The following is a 2638-nucleotide window of genomic DNA, read 5'->3' as shown; positions in this document are numbered from 1 at the left end:
GCAAGGTTCGATCCGGCGCGCGCGCGCAGCCTGCCGATCGCCGCCGCCGGGGGCCTGTCGGCGCCGAGCCGCGCCACCAGCCGCGCCTTGTCGTCCAGCAAGGCCCCCAGGTCCTCGAAACGTCCGGCGAGAATCAGCCGCCGCTCGGTGTCGAGCAAGGCGACAAGCGCCTCGGCGTCCTTGTGCATGGCGGTCATGACGCACGCGCCTGCAATGCGCGGAAAATCGATTCCGCAAGCCCGATACCGCCCGCCTCCGCCATCCGCATGGCCTGCGCGTCGCGCAGGAAGGACCCGAACTGGTCTTCGCCGCTGCCCCCGGAGAAGTCCGAAGCCGGTCCGTCCAGCCCGGCATGCTTCAGCATCTCCGAAAGAAACTGCGCCTCGAGCTTCACCGCCGTGTCGCGCAGCCGCGCCGTGTCGTCCGTCATGGGCACGGGGCGGCCCGAAACCGATCCGCTGCCGTTTGCCGTGTGAACGCCGTCCATCGTCACCTCCTCGAAAATTCGGACAGCGCCACCATGACGGGACGCCGGTAAAGGATTGGTAATGATGTTGCCGGATTGTTCCCGAATACCCGTTGCGAGGTGCACCATGATTCCGCAGATGCTTTCTTCCCCGCCGCCCGCGACAGCGCGACAGGCGCCGCCGCAGTCCGGCGCCGCACGCGACCCGCGCCAGGACGACGCGGACGCGGCCGCGTTCACGCTCGCGGCGGCGGACGCGGCGCAGGACACGCCCGACGGAAGCGATACGAGCGACACCTTCGCGCTTGCCGCCGAGACCGCCCGCGCTCCCGGTCCGGTGGCTTCCGGCGCGCAGGTCGGCGAAGGGTCGGCGCGCCACCGGCAGATTCCGCCGGGGGAGGCGTCGGTTCACGCCGGTCCGGGCCTGCAGGCGCACACGGACGCTGCCGCGCGCGCAGACGGGAAAACGGTGCTGCAGGTGCCGACCCACACTCCCGGACATGACACTGCCGCTGGCGCTGGGAATGCCGGGCAACCCAAGCCCCCCCCTGCAGATGCGCACGCAGCGGCCACGACAGGGACGGCAACGGAACCGCGCGGCGCCATGCCAGGTGTCGCGGCGGCCACGGCGGCAGCGAGCGCCGCATCGCCATCCGAGCGGATGAACCGGCAGACGGCCCAGCGCGGCGAACAGCCCCCCGCGCGCCGCACAGCGCCAATGCCGGACGGTCGCACAACGGCGGACACGCGGCCGGATGTTGCGGCGAGCGGCACGGCCAACAGCATACCCGCGGTCCCGCAGGCGCCATCCGACCCCGCCATGTTGCCGGGCGACGGCAACGCATCGGTCGAGGACGCGGCGGCAGCGCCGCGCGACATTGAGATTACCCGCGCCGAAAACGGGCGGACCGATCCCCTGCGCGCCGATCCGCCCCGCACGGAACTCGCCCGCAGCATGGCCAGCCAGCTGGTGGAGGCGGTCCGCCACGGTCCGCACGGCAGCACCGACGTCGCGCTCAACCCGGAAGAGCTGGGCCGCGTCCGGCTCAGCCTGACGGCGCAGGACGGGGTCCTGCATGTCAGCGTTCTGGCCGAGCGGCCGGAAACCCACGACCTGCTGCGCCGCAATATCGGCCTGCTGCAGTCCGATTTCCGCGCGCTGGGCTATACCGACGTGGCATTCGATTTCGGCCCCGGCGGGGACCGGCCCGACCGGTCCGCCGACACCGCGGCGCCCCCCGAAATCCGGGACGGCGTCGCCGACACCATGACCGCGACGGCCGAGGGCCCCGCCGCATCCCCGCGCACCGGCGCCACATCGGCACGTCTCGACCTGCGGCTCTGACGGAAAGGACAGGTACCATGGAAATCTCATCCAGCCAGACAGGCACCCAGACAGGCAGCCAGGGCGCCGCGCCAGCCGCCGAAGCCGGTTCCGGAACCCGGATCGGCGCGGATTTCGACACGTTCCTCACCATGCTGACGACACAGATGAAGAACCAGGACCCGCTCAACCCGGTCGAATCGTCGGATTTCGCCGTGCAGCTCGCAACGTTCTCGGGGGTCGAGCAGCAGGTGCAGACTAACGACCTGTTGCGCGCCATGGGCGCCGCCGGGGCCATGGGCGGGCTGTCGCAATACGCGGGGTGGGTCGGGATGGAGGCGCGCAGTACCGCGCCCGTCCGGGCCACCGATGGCCCGGTCGAACTGCATTACGAGATGCCGCTGGGTGCCGTGGCATCCGAGATCGTGCTGCGCGACGACAGCGGGATCGAGGTGCGCCGCATGGCCGTCACGGGGCCGGGCCCCATGGTCTGGGACGGAACCGGCGCCAGCGGCGCGGCCCTGCCCGCGGGCGACTATACCGCGACGCTGGAAAGTCGCGATTCGGCCGGTCTGGTGACAACCGACACCGTGGGCAGCTACGCCCGCGTGGCGGAATTGCGGGCCGAGGCGGACGGGGCGGTCGCCATTCTCGACAGCGGCGCGCGCGTGCCGGTCTCCGGGATCACGGCGTTGCGGGCCGCGAACTGACATGGCACATCCCGCAGGCGGACCTTCGGGCGGCCCACGGGCCGCGGCACCACGCCGCCGCCCAGCAGGAGACGACCCCGCCCCATGTGCCGCGACCGATCCCGCCCGCCCCCGCCGCCCGTCGCGGGACCGGCCCTG

General features: G+C 72.0%; 4 protein-coding genes. 2 read left to right on the top strand and 2 right to left on the bottom strand.

The features are described from left to right. Window positions 1-197: hypothetical protein (locus DDE13_RS22270; RefSeq protein ID WP_162631195.1), on the bottom strand; the 197-nt coding region annotated here is incomplete at its 3' end. Further along, window positions 194-487, bottom strand: a complete 294-nt coding sequence (locus tag DDE13_RS22265; RefSeq protein WP_394340320.1) for a rod-binding protein — start codon at window positions 485-487, stop codon at window positions 194-196. The genes DDE13_RS22265 and DDE13_RS22270, both read right to left, overlap by 4 nt. Window positions 488-605: 118 nt before the next feature. Between DDE13_RS22265 and DDE13_RS22260 the strand changes: the two genes are divergently transcribed. After that, a complete protein-coding gene (locus DDE13_RS22260) occupies window positions 606-1811 on the top strand; it encodes a flagellar hook-length control protein FliK (protein ID WP_162631194.1) in 1206 nt (401 codons plus the stop codon). Between the two features lie 17 nt (window positions 1812-1828). Next, window positions 1829-2500, top strand: coding sequence for a flagellar hook capping FlgD N-terminal domain-containing protein (locus DDE13_RS22255; protein WP_111406379.1), 672 nt, complete (start codon window positions 1829-1831; stop codon window positions 2498-2500). Window positions 2501-2638 lie beyond the last annotated feature (138 nt).

This window comes from Meridianimarinicoccus zhengii, assembly GCF_003254465.1.
GTDB lineage: Bacteria > Pseudomonadota > Alphaproteobacteria > Rhodobacterales > Rhodobacteraceae > Meridianimarinicoccus > Meridianimarinicoccus zhengii.
Note: the sequence above shows the minus strand (reverse complement) of the source record. Positions and strands in the feature narration are given on the sequence as shown.